At 27.0% G+C, this 1,781-nt stretch carries 1 protein-coding gene and 1 pseudogene; both read left to right on the top strand.

Annotation, left to right across the window (positions count from 1 at the left end):
- Positions 1 to 1,248 (top strand): hypothetical protein (locus tag F555_RS09470; protein ID WP_169330641.1); only part of this gene is annotated, 1,248 nt, incomplete at its 5' end.
- A gap of 90 nt (positions 1,249 to 1,338) precedes the next feature.
- Positions 1,339 to 1,781 (top strand): annotated as a pseudogene (locus F555_RS08775) (hypothetical protein); the annotation flags it as partial.

The following is a 1,781-nucleotide window of genomic DNA, read 5'->3' as shown; positions in this document are numbered from 1 at the left end:
CGGTTTTCATTTGTTAAAATGGAGTATAAAATTACAGAAGATTTTAAAATTGAAAAGGGTTTTACTCCTGCTAAAAGGTGCTCCTTTTTAGTTGGGAAAAATGGGGCAAACTATACATGCAAAAAAAATTTTTTAAGATTGATAGTAAATGAAAATAACCCTGCTTTGGAAGAAATTGAAAACGCTTTCAATGTTGAAAATATATCTGATGAGTTTTTAAGAAAGTATGAAAATTTATTTTCGGGTAATACTCATAACTTAAAAATTGAAGAATCACAAATAATGGACTTAAAACATATAATGTTAGATTATGGGCGTTTGCCACTTGATAATCATCAAAAAAATATTTTAGATAAACTATTGAAAACCACAAGTAAAAACATTAAACGTTTCTTAATTAAGTACAAAAACAACTGTAATTATATACCCATCTCTGATTTTAAATTGAGAATGTTATTGTCGGATGAAGAATTAATTTTGTGTATCTTTAAAAATATGAAGTATGTGGGGAAAAATATAATATATTTGGATAAAACAGAATCAGAAATTGAAAAGGAACGCATTGAAAAAAACCAATTTAATAAATTGTTACTAAAATATAAAGACTTATATTGTCCAGATGGTCAAATTGAGATCATATATAAGATTCTTAAGTCTCAGACAGATGAACTAAAAAATATGTTGCTAAATTATGAACATATGTCACTTGATAATCATCAAAAGCAAATTTTAGATACAATACTGAAAACTATCGGTAGGAAGATATCATACATGAATATTTGGGTACATGATAAAGGCGGGATTACGAATACATACTCTTACAAAAAATACAAAATGAAAATGAGTAATAAAGACTTTGCATTATTTATTCTTAAAAATGCAAAGTGGAAAAATGGGACACTATATATTAATGAGCATAAGTGTGAAAAACAGTCATCAACTTTAAAGAAAGACAATACAGTCAAAAGAAGGGTAAAAACTAAAATGGTTATAACTTCATCAAAGAAAGTTGGAAAGTTGGAAAATATAATCATAAATAATAAATTAATGGTTAAAAAAGTTATGAGCTGTAAGTTTAATGATAACAATAATAAACTAATAGTTTATGTGGAGCATAATAAAAAACCATTAAAAATAACTATTATTGGAAAAAATAATAAACATATTTGTTATATAAACCAGAAGGGACTTAAAAATAAAGAAATAAAAGAAATTAAAAATAAGTATATAACACATTTAACAATTTGAATATATATTGATTCCAAAAATAGATTTAATCGGTTAGTAGGTATGAGGAACTTAAATAAAACTTTTTTGAGTAGTTAATAGGTGGAACCAATGGATAGAAAAAATGCCGTAAAACTTGTTGAAAAAACTTTTGGGGGAGAGTTTAATGAGGATAGGTATTTAGATTTTGTTGTTGAAATGTTTGGGGATAGTAGTTTTTTAAAAGAATCTCCTAAGGAATACCTGTGGAAAGAATATAGTGAATATGCCGACTATCTTAAGTATTACGGCACATATAAGGATAGCTCCAATAAAACAATAGATATTTTATCTGTAAAATTAAAGAAAAACAAGTATAGGGATAGATCAAGGACTATGCAGCGGAACCTTATTGCAAAATGGCTTGAAAATGCAAATAAGGACGCTGCAATAGTTGCATTTTATGGCGATGAGCTCGATGACTGGCGGTTTTCATTTGTTAAAATGGAGTATAAAATTACAGAAGATTTTAAAATTGAAAAGGGTTTTACTCCTGCTAAAAGGTGCTCCTTTTT

This window comes from Methanothermococcus thermolithotrophicus DSM 2095 (genome assembly GCF_000376965.1).
Lineage (GTDB): Archaea > AGJL01 > Methanococci > Methanococcales > Methanococcaceae > Methanothermococcus > Methanothermococcus thermolithotrophicus.
This window is presented reverse-complemented; position numbering and strand designations above follow the sequence as displayed.